General features: G+C 61.5%; 3 protein-coding genes and 2 pseudogenes. 3 read left to right on the top strand and 2 right to left on the bottom strand.

Features of this window, described 5'->3' with window-relative positions:
* Window positions 1–329: 329 nt before the first annotated feature.
* Entirely contained in the window at window positions 330–1,757 is a 1,428-nt protein-coding gene (locus ACFPOB_RS29285) for an OprO/OprP family phosphate-selective porin (protein WP_068177400.1), read from the top strand.
* Here ACFPOB_RS29285 and ACFPOB_RS29280 read toward each other — a convergent pair.
* Window positions 1,740–1,949, bottom strand: a complete 210-nt coding sequence (locus ACFPOB_RS29280; protein ID WP_287744884.1) for a hypothetical protein — start codon at window positions 1,947–1,949, stop codon at window positions 1,740–1,742. The genes ACFPOB_RS29285 and ACFPOB_RS29280 overlap by 18 nt on opposite strands.
* On the opposite strand from ACFPOB_RS29280, the pseudogene ACFPOB_RS29275 reads away from it, so the two are divergent.
* Window positions 1,884–2,254: pseudogene (locus ACFPOB_RS29275) on the top strand (IS5 family transposase); the annotation flags it as partial. The gene ACFPOB_RS29280 and the pseudogene ACFPOB_RS29275 sit on opposite strands and share 66 nt — an antisense overlap.
* Here the strand turns inward: ACFPOB_RS29275 and ACFPOB_RS29270 are convergent.
* A pseudogene (locus tag ACFPOB_RS29270) lies at window positions 2,167–2,680 on the bottom strand (ATP-binding protein); the annotation flags it as partial. The pseudogenes ACFPOB_RS29275 and ACFPOB_RS29270 sit on opposite strands and share 88 nt — an antisense overlap.
* A 469-nt stretch (window positions 2,681–3,149) precedes the next feature.
* On the opposite strand from ACFPOB_RS29270, the gene ACFPOB_RS29265 reads away from it, so the two are divergent.
* Window positions 3,150–3,371 (top strand): RNA-binding protein, encoded by a 222-nt coding sequence (locus ACFPOB_RS29265; RefSeq protein WP_068177407.1) that lies wholly within the window; start codon window positions 3,150–3,152, stop codon window positions 3,369–3,371.
* The last annotated feature ends 101 nt before the right edge of the window (window positions 3,372–3,472 follow it).

The following is a 3,472-nucleotide window of genomic DNA, read 5'->3' as shown; positions in this document are numbered from 1 at the left end:
TCCGGGCAGCCATCATAACCATGCTCGAACGGCCGCCTCCGACGCGTGTCCGTATTGTCGCTGCTGGCTCATTCCTAAAAATCTGCCAAAGTAGTGCTAGGGGGCGGCTTCAACGCCCTGCGGAGTGGGGCATCCACCCCATCAGTTCACTGTGGCCCGACAGCCACGGTCGGCGTGCTGTGGGTCCCTGTCATCATAGTGTCGTCTAATCTTGCGACCTATTTCATGAAGTCCTGTTTCTTCGAGACATTATAATTGGGTTGGAGCTTAGGATGCCGAAAGTAACATTTTCGTCCGTAGGGGCGCGTGTCCGATCAATTCGAGGTGCCATGGCGCTCGGGCTCGTCATTCTCGCCAACCCGGCGGCCGCGCAGAAGGACGGCGAAATTCAAGCGATGAAGCAGGAGATCCGAACGCTTCAGCAACAGCTAAACGCCATGCAGCGCCGGGTTGCCGCTAGGCCGGAGCCGGCGCGAAAGGGCGGGAGCGTCGCAAAAGGCGCAGAGGGAGCAGTCGTCGCGGCTCCACCTAGTCTTGGCGGCGTCACGTTCCCGAACGGACGGCCGACCCTCACCAGTGCCGACGGCAATTTCTCCCTCGGCATCTACGGCCGCGTTCAGAGCGATGTGGGCACTTATTTTGACGAGGTTGGCAGAGACTTCAACGACGGCTGGAACTTTCGGCGCGCCCGGCTCGGGGCTGTCGGCAGCATCTGGAAGGACTTCACATACTCTCTCATTTACGATTTCGGCGGCTCGCCCGACGGTGCCGGCAGCCTGTACGAAGCGAGCCTCGGCTACACCGGTGTGAAGCGCTTTAACTTTCGGATTGGAGCCTACAAGCCCTTCTTCTCCCTAGAAGATTCGATCAGTTCTGCCGATCTCCTATTTCACGAGCGGGCGTCTATTGTCGAAATCGCTCGAAGTGTAGCCGCAGGTACTGCAAGGATGTCGGCGGGCGGCAGTGTCGCTGACGAGGGCTACTTCGTGTCCGCCTACTTGACGGGCCCGACGGTAGGCGTTGAGGCGAACGACGAGCAAGTCGGCGGCGTCGCGCGCGTCGCCTTTCAGCCGTTCAGGGGGCCGAACTACCTCGTCCACGTGGGTGCCTCCGGAGCGGCGGCCTTCGCGCCGACCCAGAACGCCGGCGGCGTTATCGGAATCAGCCGGCGACAGATACAGCTGCGCGACCGGCCGGAAATCCGCATAGACTCGACCCGCCTCATCGACACGGGGCTGCTATCGTACCGCGATGCCTATACCGTCGGCTTCGAGCTTGCCGGCCACGTTAATAATTTTTCGCTGCAGGGAGAGTACTACGCCATTAATATCAACCAGGATCGGGCTCCAGGACTTTCGTCGCCGAACCTAACCTTCGACGGGTACTATGTGCAAGGGAGCTGGATCATCACCGGTGAGAGCCGGCGTTACAACACCAATAGCGCCGCATATGCGGCACCGCGGGTCGCCAATCCCGTCCACGCCGGCGGTTGGGGGGCATGGGAGTTGGTCGGACGCTACAGCTACGCCAATCTCAACGATAAGGACGTTCCGGGCCGGTCCGTCACAACGACGGGCAGTGTTCGCGGTGGTGAGCAAACAACGTACACAGTTGGTCTGAATTGGTATCCAAACCAAAACGTGCGCTTCATGCTTAACTATGTCAACGGTAACGTTGACCGCGTGAACGCGGCCGGCACAGCCCAGATCGGGCAAAGCTTCCAGGCCTTGGCGCTGCGATCACAGTTCTCCTTTTAGGGCTCGGACCCATAAAATGGTTGGCTTCGCCGGTTTGGTGTGATTCACGGCTTCCGGGAGGAAGTTCGGATGAATCGGGATCAATTCTGGTTCACGGATGCGCAGTTTGCGCGGATCGAGCCGCATTTGCCGACGGACACGCGCGGCAAGCCGCGTGTCGATGATCGCCGCGGGATCAGCGGCATCGTCCATGTCCTGAAGTCCGGCGGGCGCTGGATCGACGCGCCGCCCGACTACGGGCTACGCAAGACGCTCTACAACCGCTACGTTCGCTGGGCCGCCAAAGGCGTCTGGGTCGATCTCTTCCACGCTCTGGCGAACGCCGGCGGTCCCCCGGCCCAGGTGCTCATCGACTCGTCGGCCGTGAAGGCGCACCGCTCGGCCTCGGGCGGAAAAGGGGGGAGCGCAATCAGGCCATCGGCCGCTCGCGCGGTGGGCGCACGACCAAGATCCACGCGCTGACCGACCGCGACTGCCGGCCGATCGCCTTCCTGCTCAACGCGGCGTGTTGGCGTAGCCGGTAGCTGGATCCCTCGATCTGGAAGACGACGGCGTGGTGTAGAAGGCGATCGAGCAGCGCGGTCGGGACGACAGAAGAAGCGCAAGCGTTCCCGAAGGCGGCCTTCTCGTTCGGCCTGGGCGAGCCCGGCGATGAGTTCGGCGAGCGTGCAGAAGTAGACACTCCGTCCTGCTTTGACGGCCTCGACGCCGAGAGCGATGGCCAGGTGGCTTTTGCCGGTTCCTGGCGGTCCGAGGAAGTGGACGACTTCTCCACGGGTGACGAAGCCGAGTTGGGCGAGCGCCAGGATTCGATCGCGGTCGAGCGAGGGCTGGAAGGAGAAGTCGAAGCCGGCGAGGGTTTTGATGGTAGCGAGGCGTCCCATGCACAGCGCGGTCTTGATCCTGCTGTTCTCGCGAAGGGTGTCCTGGATCGTGCTGCGCGGGGCCTGTCAGTAATTTTGTGCGCGAGGCCATAAGATGGAACAGGAAGGACCATCGATATGGCAATCGACAAGGACGTGCTGGACCAGTTGCTGGCTGGTCGTGATCCGGGTGAGCTGTTCGCAAAGGACGGCAGTGTCTCAGTTTGAAATTCAGGGCGATTGACGCCTGCCACACGACGGCCGAATCCCATGCTATGCTAACCGGCAAGCATGGGGAGAGAAGTCGTGGTTGAAAAAATTGATAGGGCCGTATGGGACCGCGCGAAACAAATCTTTGAGGGCGGAGGTCGCAAGGATCGCGTGTGGGGCACGGCTACCAACGACGGTCGGAACGCTTTCACGTTTACAGAGCGGACCAGCCCAGATTCTCCGACCATGGTCCCCCTGAATGCGGAGGAGCGGAAGCCATATATCGAAATGGCAAAGGCGGAGTTGAAGGATAAAGGTGATGCCTAAAGGCCCCAAAGGCGAGAAGCGCCCCGCCGACGTGATCGGCAACGCCGTCCACATCATGCAGATCGCGACGGGCGAGGTCGAGGACACCACACCCGACGACGGCAAGGATAAGGCTGCGCAGGCGCTCGGCGCTAAGGGCGGGCGCAAGCGCGCCGATAGCATGAGCCCCGAACGCCGCGCCGAGATCGCAAAGGTGGTGGCGGCGAAGCGGTAGGCTAGCACTACTTTGGCAGATTTTTAGGAATGAGCCAGCAGCGACAATACGGACACGCGTCGGAGGCGGCCGTTCGAGCATGGTTATGATGGCTGCCCGGA

The organism is Allobosea eneae (assembly GCF_042657265.1).
GTDB lineage: Bacteria > Pseudomonadota > Alphaproteobacteria > Rhizobiales > Beijerinckiaceae > Allobosea > Allobosea eneae.
The sequence above is the reverse complement of the archived record's forward strand: the minus strand, read 5'-3'. Positions and strand labels throughout refer to the sequence as shown.